Genomic DNA, 20,174 nt, shown 5'->3' on the forward strand with positions numbered 1-20,174 from the left:
CAAAAATTCATACTAGCTTCGATAGCACCTCAGCAAGTATTCATTTTTTTAGAACAATCCTGTAATCTTTCCAGATGCATCTACATCGATGTCGTATGCTGCAGGATGCTTTGGAAGTCCTGGCATTGTCATGATAGTACCTGTAAGAGCTACTACAAATCCAGCGCCTGCTGATACATAGGCTTCTCTAACAGTGATCTTATAATCCTTTGGTCTACCAAGAAGTGTAGGATCATCAGAAAGAGAATACTGAGTCTTGGCCATGCATACTGGAAGATTGCCAAAGCCCATTTCTTCAATCTTGGAAAGCTGCTTGCTTGCAGGTCCTGTGAATATTACGCCATCAGCACCATAAATCTTAGTAGCAACTGTTTCGATCTTCTCTTTAAGAGAAAGATTATCCGGATAAATTGGAGCATAGTTACTTGGCTTATTTTCGATAGTATCGATAACTGCCTTAGCAAGATCCTCTCCACCGGCTCCACCTTTTTCCCATACTTCAGAAAGAGCAAATTTGCATCCTCTCTCCTCACAGAACTTCTTAACGAAGTCTTTTTCAGCTTCTGTATCTGTAATAAATGCATTAAGTGTTACAACAACAGGAACACCATACTGCTGTATGTTCTCAATATGCTTCTCAAGGTTAACGATACCCTTCTTCAAAGCTTCAAGGTTTTCATTTGAAAGCTCTGTTTTTGGTACACCTCCGTTATACTTAAGAGCTCTAATGGTTGCTACAAGAACAACTGCGTCAGGCTTAAGACCTGCAATTCGGCACTTGATATCAAGGAATTTCTCGGCTCCAAGGTCAGCACCAAATCCTGCCTCAGTTACTGTATAATCAGCAATTCCAAGAGCTGTCTTAGTTGCTCTAACAGAGTTACATCCGTGTGCAATATTAGCAAATGGTCCGCCATGAACGATAACTGGTGTATGCTCAAGAGTCTGAACAAGGTTAGGCTTGATTGCATCCTTTAAAAGAGCTGCCATAGCTCCAACAGCCTGAAGGTCACCTGCAGTTACAGGCTCACCTTTATAGTTATAAGCAACTATGATCTTTGAAAGTCTCTTCTTGAGATCATCCATATCACTTGCAAGGCAAAGGATTGCCATGATCTCAGAAGCTACAGTGATAACAAAATGGTCTTCTCTTGGAACACCGTCAGCCTTTGCGCCAAGGCCTACAACGATATTTCTGAGAGCTCTGTCATTCATATCTTCAGCCCTTTTCCAGATGATCTGTCTGGTATCGATCTGGAGTTCATTTCCCTGCTGAATATGATTATCTAAAAGAGCTGCTAAAAGGTTATTAGCAGAAGTGATAGCGTGAAAATCACCAGTAAAATGAAGGTTAAGGTCTTCCATTGGAACAACCTGAGCATATCCGCCGCCAGCTGCACCACCCTTAATACCAAAGCATGGTCCAAGGGAAGGTTCTCTAAGAGCGATCACTGTCTTGTATCCAAGTCTGTTGAGTGCATCGCCAAGACCTACGCTTGTAGTGGTCTTTCCTTCTCCTGCTGGAGTTGGGTTAATAGCTGTAACAAGAATAAGTTTTCCTTTCTTGTTGCTTTCAGCTTTTTTGAGGTATTCTTCTGTAAGTTTTGCCTTATATTTGCCATAGAATTCAAGATCATCTTCCTGAATACCTATAGAACCTGCTACATCTCTGATATGAAGCATCTTTGCTTCCTGTGCGATCTCGATATCACTTTTTACTGCCATTTACTCTCCTCCTAACATCTCCTCAAACTGTTCCATTGTCATAAGTATCTTTCTTGGCTTAGTACCTTCTTCATCGCCTACGACACCTGCTTCGCAGAGCTGATCCATGATCCTGGCTGCTCTATTAAAGCCAATCTTGAACACTCGTTGAAGCATTCCAATAGATGCCTTTTCTTTTTCGATGATGAATCTGCCTGCCTCAGCAAAATACTCATCCCTATCAGACCCTGGTTCACCGTTTGCGCTGCCTGATCCCGAGAAGCTCTGGAAGTTTTGAATCTGCTTCTCGATCTCTTCGCCATATCCTGTATCAATGTCCTGATTTCTAAGGAAATCTGTAACATCCTGAACCTCTTTGTCAGATACAAACGCGCCTTGGACTCTGGCTGGCTTGGTGTATCCCTGAGGGTAAAATAGCATATCTCCTTTACCAAGAAGCTTCTCAGCACCATTGATATCAAGAATTGTTCTTGAATCAACACCACTTGATACTGCAAAGGCAACTCGGCTTGGCATGTTAGCCTTGATAAGACCTGTGATAACATCAACAGAAGGTCTCTGTGTGGCAATAATAAGATGTATTCCAGCAGCTCTTGCTAGCTGTGTAAGTCTGCAGATAGCATCTTCAACTTCACTGGCTGATACCATCATAAGATCAGCAAGCTCATCTACGATAACAACTATCTGAGGCATTACTGACATATCCGGATCATCGCTCTTTTCAGCAAGTTTATTATATCCCTTAAGATCTCTGACTCCTGCTTCTGCAAATTTCTTGTATCTGTTAGTCATCTCTGCAACTGCCCAGTTAAGAGCTGCAGCAGCCTTCTTAGGATCTGTTACAACAGGGATCATCAGATGAGGAATTCCGTTATAAACGCTAAGCTCAACGATCTTAGGATCGATCATGATCATCTGGACTTCTTCCGGCTTAGCTTTGTAGATGATACTCATGATGATCGTATTGATACATACAGATTTACCTGAACCTGTAGCACCAGCTATGAGAAGGTGTGGCATCTTGGCAATATCAGTAACAACTGTCTTACCGGCAATGTCCTTACCAACTGCAAAGGCAAGTTTTGATGAAAACTCCTTATATTCCTTGGATTCGATAAGATCTCTAAAGGCAACCATCTGGTTCTCTTTGTTTGGAACCTCAATACCAACAGCTGCCTTACCAGGAATAGGAGCTTCAATTCTGATATCCTTGGCAGCAAGATTCATCTTGATATCATCAGCAAGTCCAACGATCTTATTTACTCTTACTCCGGCCTCTGGCTGAAGTTCAAATCTTGTAACAGAAGGTCCCTGACTTATGTCTGTAACAGTTACATTAACTCCAAAGGTCTTTAGTGTCTCCTGAAGCTTAAGAGCTGTCTCTTTAAGCTGCCTTGCAGAATCAGAGTTCTTGTTCTTTTCTCCCTTCTCAAGAAGAGATACAGGAGGAAAAACATACTTTTTAGGAAGTGACTTTTTGTGTCTCTCTATTTCTTTTTCCATGCCTGGACTAGTTGTAACCGGACCAGATGCATTTATTACATGACTTGATGTTGTTGCACTTGAAGAAATCTTTGAAGAAGCTGAAGGACTTCTTGAAATATGCTCCTGAGCGTGAATAGAATACTCACCATTCATTCCATTTCCAATATCTTCAGCATGAATAGGTACATCAGGAAGTATATCCTCTTCTATCTCTTCCTTTGGCGCTGTTGCAACAAGCTTTCCTGAAGTCGAAAGCAAGATAGCCTCATCAGCATGAACCTCTTCATGTTCAAAGGAAGGAGCAACTTCCTCCATCTCATCACTTTCATAGGTTTCTTCATATGGCTCGTCATAACCCATTCCATGAATTGTTGGTTCAGTTCTAAGAACTCTCTGTCCATCAGGCTCAATATCAGTTTCAATTCCCTTATTGAGGGTAATCTCATGAATATCATCATGGAACTCATCCTCATCAGGAATAAATACATTCTTCTTAACTGATTCCTGCTCATCATGAATCTTGATTTCTTCAACATTATCCTCCTCAAGGTCTTCTTCCTTAAGGGTTGTATCAAGACTTACTCCTCGAACATTCTTTTCCATGCGAAGGATCTTGGCATCTTCCTTCTGCTCTATCATAAGACGCTTTTCTTCTTCAATCTCAGCGCGTCTTTGTTCCATCTTTTCTCTGCGCTTCTCAGCAAATTCTCTATAATTGGCTGCATCCTCTCTAGTACGCTCGATGATCTTTCTGCTACCTTTCTTGAGGCCGCCTACAAAGGACTGCTCAGTAAATACAACCACACTTGCAATACCGATCACTAAAAGAAGCAATGCAGTTCCCGCAAAAGATAAGTACTTATAAAGGAAATATGCTAAAGTACCTGCAAAGAAACCACCGCCATTTCTGGCACTTCTGGCCTGATCAAAGATATATGGAATGTCATAGGTAGTAAGATTCTGAGGCCTTCCTGTAATAAGGTCTGCAATTATACCAATTACCAAAAAGATAACTATTCCAGAAACAATCTTGCGAATGGATGCACTATTACCAAAGTTTGCAATGCCAATAACTACTGCTCCCAACATGATAAGTGGTGCCACATATGCTGTGATTCCAAATAGTCCAAATAAGATACTACTAACAGCGTTGCCAAAATCGCCGCATATACCAAAATTACATAAAAACAGGAAAATAGTCAGAGCGATCATTACGATCACGATAAGCTCACTCTTTAGAGAATAATCAAATTCCTCATCCTGCCTAGTGACAGGTCTTGAAGCACTTCTACTCCTTGATTTAGAATTTGCTCTATTAGAATTATTTGACTTTTTTCTCCCCTTTGTTTGTTGTGCCATGTCTTCCCCTTATTTCATACAAAATCCTTATAAGTATACCATTTTCTGTGTGTTTATGCTATACTATCAACTGATTTTAACTATGAGAACTTAAGCAGTTTTGGGGATTAAGTTTTATATGTTATGACCAAAAACTTCATTTCAAAAATAATCAAATAGGAGAAAAAAATGGAATTTAAACAGGAATTAGAAACTGGCACATTTAAAATGGTCGGAACAACTGAAACCACTCTTAAAATAAAAGATGTAGCAAGCAAATGCCGTCTTGTTAAGACAGATAACGGCGTTAAGGTTGAACTTGCTTATACTGGTCCAAATGCCAGCAAGTATCTTCAGTATGTTGAGAAGCACAGAGAAGAGCTTACCAAGTACCTTATGAATCCTGATGAAGCTGATCTATATGAATGGCTTGAGACATCTCATCAGACAGCTGAGACACTTAAAAAGCATGAGAAAGAAAAGCTCATCCTCTATGTCAATTTTGATCCTGATACACATAAGATGCTTACAGGAATCGCAGATGAGAACATCACACTTAAGCTTGGCTCACCACTTATGGAAGTTAACATCAACGAAATTACCAGAGATGAATTCAAGCTCAGCATCTACAATATGCTTCTTTTAGCTGATGAAATCGCTGTAATGATGGGCAATCACGATCTTCGCAAAATGGCAAACATACAGATCGTTAAGACTTACCTTTCTGAGATCTTTGATAAGTTCCATGACAGCGCAAATTAATTGCTTTTTAACATAACAAAAACCTGAGATCATATGATCTCAGGTTTTATTTTTGTCTTATTCTACTGTTACGCTCTTTGCAAGGTTTCTTGGCTTATCAACGTCAAGACCTCTAGCAACAGATACATAATATCCGAGAAGCTGAAGTGGAATAACAGCAAGTGATCCGATAAAGTGCTTGTCCATCTTTGGAACGTAAGTTACAAAGTCTGCTGTGTCTTCTATCTCATATCTTCCATATGGTGCAAGTCCCATAAGGAATGCTCCTCTTGACTTACACTCAACCATGTTAGAGATTGTTTTCTCATAGAGGTTATCCTGGCAAAGGATACCGATCACTAATGTTCCATCCTCAATAAGGCTGATAGTACCGTGTTTGAGCTCACCAGCAGCATATGCCTCTGAGTGGATATAAGAAATTTCCTTCATCTTAAGGCTTCCCTCAAGACCGATGGCATAATCGATACCTCTTCCAATGAAAAAGATATCCTTTGAGTTAGCAATCTTTGAGGCAAACCACTGAATCCTCTCTTTATCATCAAGGATCTTCTGAATGCACTCAGGGATTCTCTCTATTTCTGAAATATAGTTCTCATAATCCTTCTGTTCAAGCTTGCCTCTTACAAATGCAAACTGAAGAGCAAGAAGATATGTAACTACAAGCTGGCAGCTGTAAGCCTTTGTTGTAGCAACTGAAATCTCAGGTCCAGCAAGTGTATATAATACATAATCAGCTTCACGAGCAATAGAAGAACCAACTACATTTACGATGGCAAGAGTCTTAACTCCTCTTTCCTTTGCTTCACGAAGTGCAGCAAGTGTATCAGCTGTCTCACCTGACTGAGATATAACAATTACAAGTGTATTCTTGTCAAGGATAGGTCCTCTGTATCTAAACTCAGATGCAAGCTCTACTCTTACTGGAATACCACTTAATTCCTCAAATACATACTGAGATGCCATACCTACGTGCCAGGCTGAACCACAAGCTACGATAGTGATATTTGAAATATTTTTGATAGTCTCGTCATCAAGTTCGATTTTTGAAAGGTCAATGGCTTTGTCTGATACAAGTGAACCAATTGTATTCTTAATAGCTGTTGGCTGCTCATGGATCTCTTTCATCATGAAGTGCTCGAATCCGCCTCTTTCAGCAGCCTCTGCAGAGAATTTGATCTCTACAAGCTCTTTCTCAATAATATCACCGTTAAGGTCATAGAACTCAACCTTACCAGCCATAAGCCTTGCCATTTCGTTATTTCCAATGTAATAAACGTTTCTTGTATGACTGAGGATAGCTGGAACGTCAGAAGCAACAAATGTCTCATCTCCAGATGTTCCGATGATCATTGGGCTATCTTTTCTTGCAACATAGATCTCATCTGGATAATCTGCAAACATCACCTCTAATGCATATGATCCACGAACTCTGACCATAGTCTTAGCAAGAGCATCGATAGGTCCAACCTTATACTTCTTGTAGTAATAATCTACAAGCTTGATAACAACCTCAGTATCTGTATCACTATAAAACTGATATCCGTTCTTAAGAAGTTTCTCTTTAAGTTCCTGATAGTTCTCGATGATACCGTTATGTACACCGACTACCTCAGATTCAACAGTACCTGAAGCAGAACCTGTACAATTGCCTGATACATGAGGATGAGCATTGATCTGTGAAGGACTACCGTGTGTAGCCCATCTTGTATGACCGATACCGCAGCATCCAACAACGCTCTGTCCATTGTCAGTCTTCTCTTCAAGGTTCTTAAGTCTTCCAACTGCTTTAACTACCTCTGCCTTGTTGCTACCATCTCTAACTGCAATACCAGCAGAATCATATCCTCTATATTCTAGTTTAGAAAGTCCTTCAAGCAGTATAGGAGCTGCCTGATGCTTTCCGATAAATCCAACTATTCCACACATAAAGTTCCCTTTCTTTAAGGTTTTTAGAAAATTCAACTTTTCTAATGATAAAACGAAAGTCTAAAAAAGGCAAATCCTTTATGAATTTGCCTTTGCTACAAACAAGGTACCTACCTTCTTTTTTTCGATTATATCATATAATTTTTCAGGATTTTTGCCATTGGTAACAAGAACATCAATGCCATGAGCTGTGGCATATTCAGCAGCTTCTAATTTAGTGATCATACCGCCTGTACCTCTGTTAGATCCAGAACCTGAGGCAATACTCTTAAGTTCTGTAGTTATTTCTTCTACTCTGCTGATAAGCTTGGCATTTGGATCAGTACTTGGGTTACCATCATAAAGGCCATCTATATCTGAGAAGATAATAAGCTTACAAGCATTACAGAATACTGCAACAAATGCTGATAACATATCATTATCTGAAAAGAGCTTTTTCTCTGATTCAATCTCTGCGTGAGTTACAGAGTCATTTTCATTAACGATAGGAATAATATGATTTTCTAAAAGAGCTTCAAATGTATTCTTGAGATTTTCCGACCTGGTAGGATTTGCAATATCTTCGTTATCAAGAAGGATCTGTCCAACCATTCTGCCGTATTCACCAAAAAACTTATCATACAGATGCATAAGTTCAGTTTGACCTACTGCAGCTGCAGCCTGCTTCATTCTGATCTCTTTTGGCTTCTGTGAAAGTCTCATCTTACCTGCTCCAACTGCTATGGCACCAGAAGATACAAGTACAAGATCATACCCCATATTCTCAACGCCAGCCAAGGCTCTGCATAAATGATCAAGCGATCTGATATCAATATTTCCCTCACTATTAGTAATTGTGGAAGTTCCTACTTTTACCACTATTCTCTTCTTACTAACGCTCATAATTTACCCCTTTAACTCGTTAAATCATCTTCAATATTATATCTAAAAACGCATTTGCGCAATATAAAAATCCATAAACACGAATAAAGAGCAGAGGTTAAAAACTCTCTGCTCTTTGTATAGTGGATTAGGCGGGAGTCGAACCCGCGTCCAAAAATTCATCCCCTGTACTTCTACTATCGTAGTCAATTATTTCGAAGTTCTGCACTTCCGTTCCCTTCTGTCTGCGGTAATTGACAACTACAAACAAAAGGTAGCTTCATGATACGACCATAGCCGCAAAGCTTAAGCTATGTCGTTTCCTACAAAGTTTGATGCCAGTTACTAAATGTGTAGGTGCACTTAGGCTGACATGCTGCACTTAGGCAGCGTAAGCTAAATTATCGTTAGCGTTTAATTTTAATTTGAGGTTTGACGCACCGTCCTGCGGATAGCTTCTCCAGCTTCAAAATCCCTGTCGAAACCTTTACTAACCCATATTAAATTGTTATGCCCCTTTAAGGTGCTTACTTAGTATATCGTTAAAAGTCCAAAAAGACAATATACCAACAGTTTAGTTTTTTGATTATTTTTTCAAAATATAGCAATAAATGAGAATAACTTAGTAGTATTTCGTTTGTTTATAAAACTCGCAGATACTATGATGATTATGGGGATTACATCTATGGAGGTATAGTGTATGAATAAACTAGTTTACTCAGTCTACATCATTATGCCACTGATTCTTTTGTGGCATAGCAAATTCTACGGAAAGGGCAAATTTAATGATGAGTTCTTGTCTTTAGAGCAGACCAAGGCTCTTCAAGGTTTTCTGGCCCTTTGCATCATGCTCCATCACATCGGTCAAAAGACCTGCGCATCATGGCTCACACCAAAGACAAGAATTATTCATGGTCTTGATCTTTTTGAGCCCATGGGCTTTATGTATGTAGCAGTATTTCTTTTCTTTAATGGATACGGCGTTTATAAGAGCTTTCATTCAAAAGACAATTACCTTAAGGGCTTTATCAAAAGAAGAATATTGCCTGTAGTTTTAGCTCTTTATACAACTACTATCATATTCTTTATTGCAAGGCTTATATTAGGTGAAAAGATGGACGGAAAGCTTGTATTCTTTTATTTGACAAGTATCAAGCTCTGCAATCCAAATACCTGGTATGTTATAGTTCTTCCATTTTTCTACCTGGTATTTTATCTGGCATTTAAGTTCATCAAAAAAGATGGCCTTGCAGTAGCCGCTGTTACTGCCTTTGTACTTCTCTATATGTTTGGATCTTGTTATCTTTTGCACAACGATTTCTGGATCCGCGGCGAATGGTGGTATAACTGTGTTCATCTATTTCCTATAGGAATCATCTTTGCAAAGTTTGAAAAACAGATTATAGCTCACCTCAAGAAATTCTATTATATCTATCTTGCGATATTTGTACTTGGCGTATATCCAGCTTACCGTTTTTCTAAATTTGTGCTGATGTTCCACGGATACTACATGGAATTTTTACCAGACTACCCATATCACAAGATGATCGGTCTTTCATCAGAAATGCTAGTCACATTTGTATTTACTGTAGCCGTATTACTAATTGGTATGAAGCTCAAGATTGGCAATAAATTCCTTGCTTTTATGGGTACTATAACCCTTGAATTTTACCTTATTCACGGTATTTTCGTTGAGATGTTTGATCATCAGTTCTGCGGCGTAGTAAAATCGCCATTTCCAATCAGGAACGTTTTTCTTTATGTAGTCCTTGTATTTATCTTAGGAATCCCCTCAGCCGTACTACTAAAGAAGCTCCACAACTTGATCTTAGGACTTGGAAAAAGTAACAAAGATTCCAAAAACAAAAAGATAGCATAAAGAAATGGGACAGGTGATGAGCCTGTCCCATTTCTTTATCGTAAGCTAACTTTATAGTCTCTAAGTGCTTCTCTTTGCTGATCTTTCTTGGCCATATCTGCTCTCTTATCATAGAGCTTTTTACCTTTAGCAAGTCCCACTTCAACCTTTACTTTACCATTTTTGAAGTACACTTCAAGCGGAACAAGAGTATAACCTTGAACCTGCTTTTGCTGTTCAAGTTTTCTGATCTCAGCCTTGTGCAAAAGAAGTCTCTTAACTCTAAGAGGATCCTTGTTAAAGATATTACCCTTCTCATAAGGGCTTACATTCATGCCCATGATAAAGGCTTCTCCCTTATCAATGCTGATCCAAGCCTCTTTAATACTGCACTTTCCCTGTCTTATAGACTTAACCTCTGTACCAAAGAGTTCGATTCCAGCTTCATATTTCTCTTCTATGAAGTAGTCGTGATATGCTTTTTTGTTATTAGCTACAAGCTTTCTAGCCTTGTTATCTTCTGCCATATTACACCTTTATAATAATTATTTTCTCTTTCTGCCTTTGCCCTGGGCGCTTCTAGCAGCCTTACTTGTGGCAGATTTCTTATACTTATGTACCTTATAAACCTTGCGTGTAGATTTCTTTTCAGAATCACTACTACCTGATTTCTTACCTCTTTTTGAAGTAGAAAGCTTATCGGACTTACTGCGCTTTTTCCTAAATCCTCCCGTTACAGAGTCAGGTTCATACTCAGATAAGTCTATCATCTCTCCGTTATATTCTACAAGTCTTCCAGAGTTTTTATCCGCTTTCTTTGATTCTTTCTTAGAGGATCTACCAGATGCCTTCTTTTCCTTCTTTTCAGAAGTATATTCAGTCTCTTCGCCTCTTGCGATAGCACCAAGCTTCTTTATCTTTCTTGATCTCTCATCAGAAATTTTCTTGGCCTTAGGAATATCTATATAGCTGTCATAGACATTCTCATCAAACTCATCATCGTCATCATTGTCACTTACAAGTCTGAAATCTATAGTCTTGGCTATTCTATCAGCACCAACAACCTTGACCATGACCTTCTGTCCCAGGCTGTATTCCTTGTGAGTACTCTCTCCGACAAGCTTCATGGAATTTTCATCATAAACATAGAAATCATCATTCATTGAAGCTGCTCTTACGATTCCTTCACAGGAATTTTCAAGCTCAACAAACAGTCCCCATGCTGTGACACCGGATACAATTCCTTCAAAACGTTCACCAATGTGATTTTCCATGTACTGAGCCTTTTTAAGCTTATCTGTTTCTCTTTCTGCCTCTTCAGCACGTCTTTCTGTCTCTGATGAATGCTTAGCTACTTCATCCAAGATATCAGCATAATGTGATGCCTTAGCTTCTGTCATCCTTCCCCTTAAGTGATCCTTGATGATCCTGTGGATCTGAAGGTCAGGATATCTACGGATAGGTGAAGTAAAGTGGCAATAATAGTCAAAGGCAAGACCAAAGTGCCCAAGACATTCAGTACTGTATTTAGCCTGCATCATGCTACGAAGAGCCATTCTACTGATAACAGCTTCTTCCTTGGTTCCTTCTATTCCTTTAAGGAGTTTCTGTAGTTCTTTTGGCCTGACACCAGTATCTTTTCTGGTCCTGATATGAAGTCCAAAATTGCTTATAAAAGCAGACAAAGTAGATATCTTCTCAGGATCAGGCTGCTCATGAATACGATATACAAATGGACTTTGTAAAAAGAAAAAGTGCTCAGCCACAGTTTCATTAGCTGCAAGCATAAAGTCCTCAATAAGCTTTGTTGCTACATTTCTCTCGTGAGGTACTATGTCTATAGGATTTCCCTCACTATCAAGTATTATCTTAGTCTCAGGGAAATCAAAATCAATAGATCCCTTGTCTTCTCTTTTCTTTCTAAGAATCGCAGAAAGTTCTGCCATCTCCTGAAACATTGGTACAAGCTCTTTGTATTTCTCAATCTCAGCTTCATCTTTTTCTTCAAGTATCTTGGCAACACTTGTATAGGACATTCTCTCATTTACATTGATAACTGATTCTACTATCTGATGGTCTATTATTCCGCCATTTTTATCAATTGTCATAAGACAGCTAAGAGCCAGTCTGTCTTCACCATGATTAAGAGAACAGATACCATTAGAAAGTCTATGAGGAAGCATTGGTATTACTCTGTCCACAAGATAAACACTGGTTCCCCTCTTAAGAGCTTCTCTATCAAGGGCAGAGCTTTCCTGTACATAATTGGTTACATCAGCAATGTGAACTCCAAGATGATATAGCCCCTTTTCGTCAATATAAAGACTGACTGCATCATCCAGGTCTTTGGCATCTTCGCCATCAATAGTCACCATCTGAACATCTCTAAGATCTTCTCTTCCATACATATCAGCTTCTGATATCTGGTCCGGGCATCTATTTGCCTGATTTATGACCTTTTCAGGAAACTCGTAAGGAATATCAAAGCCTTTTACTATAGATAAAATATCAACTCCAGGATCATTGATATTGCCAATTACCTGTGTAACCTTCCCTTCAGGCTTTTTTCTAAGGGCCTGATTACCATAATCAGTAAGCTTTACAACAACCTTATCACCTGTAACAGCTTTTCCACTGTGCTCAATTGGAATGAAAATATCACTTAAAACCTTGGAATTGTCAGGAACCACAAAGCCAAAATTCTTCTCAGCCTGATAGGTTCCAACAAGTTCTTCCATTCCTCTTACTAATATGTTCCTGATTCGGCCTTCCTGCCTCTTACCTGTCTGCTCAGATAAAAGCTCAACTTCAACTGTGTCAGTATGGAAAGCTCCATGAACATATTCTTCGGGAATAAAGATATCCTCTTCCAGGCCTTCAACTTCAACAAATCCAAATCCTCTAGGATTAGAGATAAACTGGCCAACTATATATTTGTCAGTTTTTTTCTTGCCTGCTCCATATAAATTTTCTTCTACTCTTTTAAGCTTCTTGCCTTTGCTCATAAAATCCTCTTAATCATCTGTGTAAAAAAAGGCACTCTAAAAACTAGAGTGCCTTTCATAAATGCAAATACTAGAATATCTGATCAGAACAAATTCATGTTAAGAACTACACTGAGAATAATAAAAACAACTGATAAAAATACAGTAACCTTCTTAAGAATTCCTTCTCTTGAACGGCCTTTGTTCTTGCCCCAGTATGTGTTTTCTACTGTACCCTGAATAGCTCCGAGGCCCTGGTTCTTACCTTCCTGTGCAAGTACAAGTACAACCAAAGCGGCACAAATTATAATAAAACATACACCAACAAAATAAGCTAAAGTACTCACGAAATAAATCCCTCCCAGTACAACTGTCAATATAATTACTTGCTTGAAAATCGTAAAGTCACAAGCACGTAATAATATATCATAAAATTACTTTTTTATCAATAAAGACTTACCTGTCATCTCAGCAGGCTGCTCTTCACCCATGCACTCAATAAGTGTAGGAATGATATCAGCAAGGCATCCGCCTTCCTTAAGAGTATAAGCCTCATCATAGTTAACAAGGATAAATGGAACAGGATTTGTAGTATGAGCTGTCCATGGCTCACCTGTCTCATAATCGATCATCATATCTGCATTGCCGTGATCAGCACAGATAAACATTGTACCATTCTGAGCCTTAACAGCATCAACAACCTTACCAACGCACTCATCTACTACTTCAATAGCCTTTACAGCAGCTGGAATAACACCTGTGTGTCCAACCATATCAGGATTAGCAAAGTTTGCGATGATAACATCATATTTCTGTGAATTTATAGCATTAACGATCTTCTCGCATACTTCAGGAGCGCTCATCTGAGGCTTAAGGTCATATGTAGCAACATCCTTAGGTGAATTAACAAGTACTCTGTCCTCACCTTCATTTGGCTGCTCAACACCACCGTTAAAGAAGAATGTTACATGCGCATACTTCTCTGTCTCAGCGATACGTGCCTGCTTCATTCCCTTTGCTGCAAGCCACTCACCAAATGTGTTGTTAAGAAGAACCTTCTTGAATGCAACTTCCTTGTTAGGAATAAGTGGATCGTAATCTGTGAAGCAAACATAAGTAACATCTAATCTGTTACCTCTGTTAAATTTATCAAACTCATCATCGCAGAAGCAATGTGTGATCTCTCTTGCTCTGTCAGGGCGGAAGTTAAAGAAGATAACTGAATCGCCATCCTTAACTGTTGCTACAGGAGCACCATTCTTCATGATAACTGTAGGAATAACGAACTCATCTGTCTTGCCGTTCTTGTAAGACTCAACCATGCACTCGTGTGCGCTGTTTGCCTTGTTTCCTTCACCCTTTGTAAGTGCGTTGTAAGCAATCTCAACACGGTCATAGTTGTTATCTCTATCCATAGCGTAGTAACGACCAGAAATAGAAGCAATCTCACCTACGCCAAGTTCCTTCATCTTGTCTTCAAGCTGCTGAACAAAATCGATACCACTTTCTGGTGGAGTATCTCTTCCATCAAGGAAGCAGTGAACGTATACCTTGTTAAGGCCGTTCTTCTTTGCAAGCTCTAAAAGTCCATAGATATGTGTAATGTGGCTATGAACACCACCGTCAGATACAAGACCATACAGATGAAGGGCTGAATTCTTTTCTTTGCAGTTATAGATAGCTGCCATAAGTCCTTCATTTGTAAAGAAATCGCCATCCTCGATTGACTTTGTGATTCTTGTAAGCTCCTGATATACGATACGGCCAGCACCCATATTCATGTGACCAACCTCTGAGTTACCCATCTGTCCATCAGGAAGTCCAACTGCAAGACCAGAAGCATATCCCTTAACAAAAGGATAATCCTTCATAAGGCCATCCATTACTGGAGTCTTTGCCATAGCAATAGCGTTTCCCTCTGGGTTATCATTAAGTCCATATCCATCAAGGATCAAAAGAACTGTAGGCTTAGAACCTCTCATTTATATATCCTCCATTCTACGCTCAAGGCGTTAAAAACATTGATAATTAAAACTTTCCTTGCATAGTATAGCTCATGTAATTACCATCTGACAAGCATTTAACAAAAAAGTTAGATTATGTTTATTATTCCATAGAATCTATCATCACTTGAATACATAACCTTCAATGCTGATAGATTCGATTGGATTCTCCGCAAGATGATCGCCTCGAACTACAAGATTAGTGATCTTTAAAACTCCTCCATCAGAAAGCGGAACATAAGCGTCAATTACATTTCCAAGCTGATTCTGATATTCCATAGAATCATTCTTATCAGCATTTTGTTGAAGCTTAGAAATCTCATTTACAATGTCACTAAGGTCAGCATATCCTATGATCTCTTCATCAGCGTCATTACCAAAATCATATGCATAAATAGGTACTTTACTAAGATCAAGCTCTGTATAATACCTGTCTCCAAGATCTTCATCCACAAAATAAAGAGTATCGTAAGCACTCACATCATAAGAGGTATAATTGCTAAATGCAGAAACAGAGAAATCATCAGTAGGAACGCTCCTTTCTTCTCCAGATAGTTCCTCAACCTGTTCATCAGTTAGATTCTTTTCAATATATCTTTTAGCTGCTAATCCGCCATTTCGTTCAAGCATCCTAAATGCACTTTTAGCTTCCTCAATATCTTCAAGCTCTGCTGCATCTCCAAGTTTAAAGTATTGTTCGATTCTAGCTTTCTGAGACATAAATACCACGCTATTAACGTTGACAAAAGGCATAATAAACACAATAAATGCAGCGATCATACCCATATAGAGAATGTAATAGTTTTTATCCCAATTCTTTATGCTTGATATAGCATGGAAAATGATATATGCAATCTCAAAAACAATAAGTGCCATACCAAAATATCTTGAAGAAGTAAAGCCATACTCAGATACTCTCATAGAAAGACACATGATCTGAAGCACAATAAAAGGAATAAATGCATAGTGCATTATGTTTACTGTCTTTTCCATGCTCTCTTTATTGGAGCCAAGAGCAAGAAACCACGCTGGAACAGAGCATACAAAGAGTCCTGTAAGGATCGAGAACACCTCATTTGATGGGAATGTCCATGTAACAACGATCTTAATGATATAAGCATAAATAATCACATATGCAATACCTAAAAGAGCCATGAACACATATGAAAAAAGTGCTTTGCAGAATTTATCAAGTTCTTCAGAAGTCTTAGAAAAGCCTGCTAAAAGACATGGAAACTCAACAAGCCCAACTAACATGAGCTCAACTCTTTCAATCAGATAAATCTCATAGGAATCAAATAAAAGAGAATCGACAATCCCGATAAGAATAAGAAAGCCAATTGCCAGGATCATGTAAACAACCTGAGCCTTTACCATGCTGCAAAAAGCTTTAGCAATATATGTTTCAAATTTTTCACCGCTTTTTTTATAAAAGAAATATATAGAAAGTAAGACCGCGCTTATTATATAAAACAAGCAATAATCCTCAGAAATCTCTCTTATAACTTCATTTTCGATGATATTATTGCAAAGAGTATTTACAAGAGAAATACCAATAGACACAACTAAAATAGTTGTATATAGGATAATATATTTTTTCTTCTTATTCCCGTACTCAGGATCATAAGCCTTTTTATACTTATGTATTGTCTCACATAAAACTATTCCAAAAGCTGAAAAAATAAGGAACGTAGATAGAAAAGTGGAATAAGAATCATAATTCGAGTGTTCATAACCATACAAGACTGTAGCAATGACAAACGCCAGTAAAACAGTGACAAAGGAAAACTTATGCTCTTTGATGATATCAAAGTAAATCTGCTTTAATTTCTTTAGTCCCGACATATACTCTCCTTTTGCGCCTTAAACTTTTGCCTTATCCTGCTTTTCCTTTTTCTCCTTGTCGATAGTAACTTCTATCTCAAGTTCAGGATCAATTCCCTTTATATGGTCCTTTAGATAATCCAAAATATGATCATCACTTAGGTCATACTTGTATGGAACTTCAAGATCGAAGGTAAGCTTTTTGCCCTCTTCGCCAGAATGAACAAGCCTAAAATCATGAAAATCAAGCTCCGGATCAAGCTCATTTATAAGATGCTTGACCTTTCTCTTAAGCAGATCCCTCTCATCATCCTTAACTACTACAGGGTCCATGTGAATAACTGCTGTGCAATGATATTTCTGATGAAGCTCATTTTCTATATCATCAATAAGGTCATGAATAGCGATAATATCTTTATCCGCAGGAACTTCTACATGCAAAGACATGAAGATCCTGGTTGGTCCATAGTTGTGAACCACAAGGTCATGAGCACCAAGAATTCCTTCATGAGCAGTGACTGTAGTAATAATCTCATTTACAAGTTCCCTGCTAGGTGGTTCTCCAAGCAAAGGGCTTATGGTATCCCTTGCTGCATCAATACCAGCCTTGATAATAAGAAGTCCCACTACAATTCCTACAAAGCCATCGATATTAAGTCCCATGTAGTAATTGATGATGGCACATATCAAGACTATAGATGTGGTGAAAACATCAGAAATACTATCTATCGCAGTATTTCTCAACGCGGCGCTGCTTATTTTTTTTGAAGCCTGCATGTTTCCTTGAAACATGATCAGCTTTATACAAATAGAAAACAACAGAATAACACCTATCGTTGCATTAAATTCAATTTTTTCCGGATGGAATATCTTGTCAAAGGAAGAATGAATGAGCTCAACACCCATTATGACAATAAAAAGAGAAACGATCAGTCCGGCTATATACTCTATTCTACCATGACCAAAAGGATGATCTTCATCAGCTTCCTGACCGGAAAGCTTGAAGCCAACAAGTGTAACCACTGAAGACGCCGCATCAGATAAGTTATTAAAGGCATCACCCATGATAGCAATAGAACCACTGACTAACCCTGCAAAGAATTTAGACAGGAACAATATAATATTAAAGGCAATGCCAGTAGCGCCACTTAAGACGCCATAGCTTTGCCTTACTGAAGGTAGATTTACCTTATCATTATCTTTAATAAAAAACTTCGCGAGAAAACATATCATAATTCATCAGAGAAATATGCCGTTATCAGAAGTGTTCCCTCCTCAACGGTTATCTCAGCCTCCTCATCAATAATAAACTCGTTACTGACCCCCAAAGGAAAATCTGAGCGAAGCTCTCCTTTATCCAAATTATACATCAATCCCTTTAATGTGACACCTTTTGAAACTTCAGACAATGAAAAAACTGATATATATCCTGAATTTCCAGCATGGAACCTAACAGTCTCATTTTCAGCTATCATAAGAACTCTGTTATGCTCCATGATATAGCCCTTACCACCGTTGTGTTTGATATATGTAAGAGTCTGAATATTTGCAATAGTATGATCTACTCTCTTGCCTCCAAGAGCTCCATAGAGATAAAACTTTGTATAGCCCTTAGATAAGCCAACTTTAACAGCTTTAATGGTATCTGTGTCATCCTTCATAACATCAAGTCTCATGACACGGGAAGGATCTGCATCTTCTATTTCACGAAGGGCGCTAAGACCAAGACTTCCTGTTTCAGAAAGAGAATCAAAATCTCCGATGATAAGATCTGGTAAAATTCCGAGCTTTTGAACATTCAAAAAACCAGCATCACATGCTATCAGATAATCTCCGTCATTAAGATCAAGATCAACCGGAACAAAATCACCAGCTGAAACAATAACACATTTTTTATCCATTATGCTTTAATCCTAGATTCTATAGTATCGATATCCATAACCCACTCATTGGCTCCGCCCCAATCTCCAACTATAGTCTCATCCACCTCACCGTTTTCTTGAGTGATGGTAGTATCAAGTCTGTAGTTCATCTGGGCAACCTTAGTTGATTTACCAGATGTGATATAGCTGTAAAGATATGTTACAGAATACTGAGTATGAGGAAAATAATTACCATTTACAGCAGCTGGTTCATAAGAAATAGCTGCCCTTTGAACGCCGTTATCCTCAAAGAAATTTGCCCAAAGAGTAATGACTCCGCTAGTCTGTGGATTTTCTTCAAAATTCATAAATCTGTATGACCATGTAGCATCTTTTCTATCAAGAACAATAGCCTCACGGCTGATAGGAACATAGGTTGTATTCTCCTGCGGAGTGTCCTGATTATTAAGGAACACATCTCTAAGAGCGATATAAGAATCAGAAACAACAAAGTCCCTGAGTTCATCTACATTTCCAACGTCAAGCTGAGTGAATATATCAGAAAACACTGATAAAACCTCTTTTGAATTATTAAGGCATGCTTTAAATGAATCGATCTCGTCGTTTGAACCCACAACAGCTGTTGTAGAATCAATCAGTCCAAGATATGTATCAACATTAGCTACATCTAATGCAAAAGAATCAATGTTAGGAACAAGATAGTCCTGGATAGCCCCTTTGAGTTCTTCAGAACCATTGTTTTGATAAACGGATACCATCCTTCCGATCATATCAGCATACTGCTCATAAGTTGGCATATTTTTATCGCCTGATCTAAAAAGCTGGTTCATATCAGAGCTGTATGAATCTGCAAAGCATCTGTCAGATGCAGCATTTAAAAGTTCCACTGCATGGGCGTTCTCACCGTTTTCTTCCAATACATCTACAATAGATAAAACAGTGTTAAGATCAGTCTTCTGATCGTTCATGGCATATACTGCCTGATTAAGAACTACTGTATGATAATTATCTAAAAGAGCTGTATTTCCGGTATTCTGATATCCTTCATAAAATACACTTTTGGCTGATTCAAGATCATCTAAACTAAGATAAGCTCCAGCTAGATTTGAATAAGCTGTAACTGACTCTTTATCAATATCAAGGGCTTTCTGATATGATTCGATTGCTGACTGATAATCCGCATTTTCTGTATACTTATCACCAGCGGCAATTGCCTTATTTACCTTAACAAAAGGAAGGTGACTGTAAACAACATATCCGCAGATCACTATTGCAACTGTAGCTACTGCGACAACCCCTATTCTTTTTAGATCGATTCCTCTTTTCTTTTTCCTATAGCCTTTTCTTTTTCTGTTAATATTTCTGTTTCTGTTGTAACCCAAATCCTTAACCTCTGTACATAAATCTCATAATAATCAAACAATCTATAGTATAGCATGATTTATTCTATACCTAAAGAAATAAAAACTCACAAAAAACTTTGACAGAAATCTTGCAAAAATAACACAAATCTTGATAACAAGTA

Annotated in this window: 14 protein-coding genes and 1 other RNA gene; 2 read left to right on the forward strand and 13 right to left on the reverse strand. The window is 38.4% G+C overall.

What is annotated here, in order from left to right:
• Positions 1 to 48 precede the first annotated feature (48 nt).
• Entirely contained in the window at positions 49 to 1,725 is a 1,677-nt protein-coding gene (locus tag bhn_RS08040) for a formate--tetrahydrofolate ligase (RefSeq protein WP_071176209.1), read from the reverse strand.
• Positions 1,726 to 4,569, reverse strand: a complete 2,844-nt coding sequence (locus tag bhn_RS08045; protein WP_071176210.1) for an FtsK/SpoIIIE family DNA translocase — start codon at positions 4,567 to 4,569, stop codon at positions 1,726 to 1,728. It lies immediately after the preceding gene.
• 168 nt (positions 4,570 to 4,737) lie between these two features.
• Here bhn_RS08045 and bhn_RS08050 point away from each other — a divergent pair, with 168 nt between their 5' ends.
• Positions 4,738 to 5,310, forward strand: a complete 573-nt coding sequence (locus bhn_RS08050; protein WP_071176211.1) for a hypothetical protein — start codon at positions 4,738 to 4,740, stop codon at positions 5,308 to 5,310.
• Between the two features lie 57 nt (positions 5,311 to 5,367).
• Here the strand turns inward: bhn_RS08050 and glmS are convergent, their stop codons facing one another.
• The 3 genes from glmS to ssrA all read right to left on the reverse strand — a co-directional run bounded on the left by glmS (position 5,368) and on the right by ssrA (position 8,594).
• Positions 5,368 to 7,236: a glutamine--fructose-6-phosphate transaminase (isomerizing) gene (glmS, locus tag bhn_RS08055; RefSeq protein ID WP_071176212.1), complete on the reverse strand. Its 1,869-nt coding sequence runs from the start codon at positions 7,234 to 7,236 to the stop codon at positions 5,368 to 5,370.
• A gap of 78 nt (positions 7,237 to 7,314) precedes the next feature.
• The gene (gene proB, locus bhn_RS08060; RefSeq protein WP_071176213.1) at positions 7,315 to 8,118 is read right to left on the reverse strand and encodes a glutamate 5-kinase; all 804 of its coding nucleotides are present in this window, start codon (positions 8,116 to 8,118) and stop codon (positions 7,315 to 7,317) included.
• 120 nt (positions 8,119 to 8,238) lie between these two features.
• Positions 8,239 to 8,594: a transfer-messenger RNA gene (gene ssrA, locus bhn_RS08065) on the reverse strand.
• Positions 8,595 to 8,797: 203 nt separating this feature from the next.
• On the opposite strand from ssrA, the gene bhn_RS08070 reads away from it, so the two are divergent.
• The gene (locus bhn_RS08070; protein ID WP_071176214.1) at positions 8,798 to 9,976 is read left to right on the forward strand and encodes an acyltransferase family protein; all 1,179 of its coding nucleotides are present in this window, start codon (positions 8,798 to 8,800) and stop codon (positions 9,974 to 9,976) included.
• Positions 9,977 to 10,011: 35 nt separating this feature from the next.
• Here the strand turns inward: bhn_RS08070 and smpB are convergent, their stop codons facing one another.
• The 8 genes from smpB to bhn_RS08110 all read right to left on the reverse strand — a co-directional run bounded on the left by smpB (position 10,012) and on the right by bhn_RS08110 (position 20,031).
• The gene (gene smpB / locus bhn_RS08075; RefSeq protein ID WP_071176215.1) at positions 10,012 to 10,482 is read right to left on the reverse strand and encodes an SsrA-binding protein SmpB; all 471 of its coding nucleotides are present in this window, start codon (positions 10,480 to 10,482) and stop codon (positions 10,012 to 10,014) included.
• 18 nt (positions 10,483 to 10,500) lie between these two features.
• Positions 10,501 to 12,960 carry a ribonuclease R gene (gene rnr / locus bhn_RS08080; protein ID WP_071176216.1) on the reverse strand — a complete coding sequence of 820 codons (2,460 nt, stop codon included), beginning with the start codon at positions 12,958 to 12,960 and terminating at the stop codon, positions 10,501 to 10,503.
• A gap of 83 nt (positions 12,961 to 13,043) precedes the next feature.
• Entirely contained in the window at positions 13,044 to 13,286 is a 243-nt protein-coding gene (gene secG / locus bhn_RS08085) for a preprotein translocase subunit SecG (RefSeq protein WP_071176217.1), read from the reverse strand.
• An 87-nt stretch (positions 13,287 to 13,373) separates the two neighbouring features.
• Complete coding sequence (gpmI, locus tag bhn_RS08090) at positions 13,374 to 14,921, reverse strand: 2,3-bisphosphoglycerate-independent phosphoglycerate mutase (protein ID WP_071176218.1); 1,548 nt, start codon at positions 14,919 to 14,921, stop codon at positions 13,374 to 13,376.
• 144 nt (positions 14,922 to 15,065) lie between these two features.
• Entirely contained in the window at positions 15,066 to 16,787 is a 1,722-nt protein-coding gene (locus bhn_RS08095) for a DUF4153 domain-containing protein (protein WP_071176219.1), read from the reverse strand.
• An 18-nt stretch (positions 16,788 to 16,805) separates the two neighbouring features.
• Positions 16,806 to 17,999, reverse strand: coding sequence for a cation diffusion facilitator family transporter (locus tag bhn_RS08100; RefSeq protein ID WP_071176220.1), 1,194 nt, complete (start codon positions 17,997 to 17,999; stop codon positions 16,806 to 16,808).
• Complete coding sequence (locus bhn_RS08105; RefSeq protein ID WP_071176221.1) at positions 17,996 to 18,667, reverse strand: thiamine diphosphokinase; 672 nt, start codon at positions 18,665 to 18,667, stop codon at positions 17,996 to 17,998. The genes bhn_RS08100 and bhn_RS08105 overlap by 4 nt, the downstream gene beginning before the upstream one ends.
• On the reverse strand, positions 18,667 to 20,031 hold the full coding sequence (locus bhn_RS08110) for a tetratricopeptide repeat protein (RefSeq protein WP_071176222.1): 1,365 nt from the start codon (positions 20,029 to 20,031) through the stop codon (positions 18,667 to 18,669). Before bhn_RS08110 ends, bhn_RS08105 begins: the two co-directional genes overlap by 1 nt.
• Between the last annotated feature and the right edge of the window lie 143 nt (positions 20,032 to 20,174).

Origin of the sequence: Butyrivibrio hungatei (assembly GCF_001858005.1) — a bacterium.
GTDB lineage: Bacteria > Bacillota > Clostridia > Lachnospirales > Lachnospiraceae > Butyrivibrio > Butyrivibrio hungatei.

What these genes read in the sequence shown, in the direction of transcription:
- bhn_RS08040 (WP_071176209.1), bottom strand. Translation starts at nt 1,725, where the DNA reads ATGGCAGTAAAAAGTGATATCGAGATCGCACAGGAAGCAAAGATGCTT.
- bhn_RS08045 (WP_071176210.1), bottom strand. Translation starts at nt 4,569, where the DNA reads ATGGCACAACAAACAAAGGGGAGAAAAAAGTCAAATAATTCTAATAGA.
- bhn_RS08050 (WP_071176211.1), top strand. Translation starts at nt 4,738, where the DNA reads ATGGAATTTAAACAGGAATTAGAAACTGGCACATTTAAAATGGTCGGA.
- glmS (WP_071176212.1), bottom strand. Translation starts at nt 7,236, where the DNA reads ATGTGTGGAATAGTTGGATTTATCGGAAAGCATCAGGCAGCTCCTATA.
- proB (WP_071176213.1), bottom strand. Translation starts at nt 8,118, where the DNA reads ATGAGCGTTAGTAAGAAGAGAATAGTGGTAAAAGTAGGAACTTCCACA.
- bhn_RS08070 (WP_071176214.1), top strand. Translation starts at nt 8,798, where the DNA reads ATGAATAAACTAGTTTACTCAGTCTACATCATTATGCCACTGATTCTT.
- smpB (WP_071176215.1), bottom strand. Translation starts at nt 10,482, where the DNA reads ATGGCAGAAGATAACAAGGCTAGAAAGCTTGTAGCTAATAACAAAAAA.
- rnr (WP_071176216.1), bottom strand. Translation starts at nt 12,960, where the DNA reads ATGAGCAAAGGCAAGAAGCTTAAAAGAGTAGAAGAAAATTTATATGGA.
- gpmI (WP_071176218.1), bottom strand. Translation starts at nt 14,921, where the DNA reads ATGAGAGGTTCTAAGCCTACAGTTCTTTTGATCCTTGATGGATATGGA.
- bhn_RS08095 (WP_071176219.1), bottom strand. Translation starts at nt 16,787, where the DNA reads ATGTCGGGACTAAAGAAATTAAAGCAGATTTACTTTGATATCATCAAA.
- bhn_RS08100 (WP_071176220.1), bottom strand. Translation starts at nt 17,999, where the DNA reads ATGATATGTTTTCTCGCGAAGTTTTTTATTAAAGATAATGATAAGGTA.
- bhn_RS08105 (WP_071176221.1), bottom strand. Translation starts at nt 18,667, where the DNA reads ATGGATAAAAAATGTGTTATTGTTTCAGCTGGTGATTTTGTTCCGGTT.